1 protein-coding gene is annotated in these 309 nt (G+C 61.8%); it reads left to right on the plus strand.

Features of this window, described 5'->3' with window-relative positions; genetic code table 11:
- The coding region (locus IBT46_RS27110) for an Ig-like domain-containing protein (protein WP_200548138.1) at positions 1-309 on the plus strand (309 nt) is incomplete at both ends.

The raw sequence follows: 309 nt of genomic DNA on the forward strand, positions 1-309 counted from the left end.
ACAGGTTGACGATCTGGAAGTGGCCGCTGACGGCCTGAGCATTACGGGTACTGGCGAACCGGGTGCCTCCATCACCGTTCGTGATGCTGACGGCAACGTGATCAGCCTCCCGGGCACCGTAGTGGGCGAAGACGGTAACTTCACCGTAAGCCTGAATATTCCTCAGACCAACGGCGAAACCCTCTCCGTTACCCAAACCGACGAAGCGGGCAACCCGTCCGATCCGGCGACCGTTGACGCGGGCGATACCACGCCTCCGGCACAGGTTGACGATCTGGAAGTGGCCGCTGACGGCCTGAGCATTACGGG

This window comes from Erwinia sp. S38, from assembly GCF_016624545.1.
Lineage (GTDB): Bacteria > Pseudomonadota > Gammaproteobacteria > Enterobacterales > Enterobacteriaceae > Erwinia > Erwinia coffeiphila.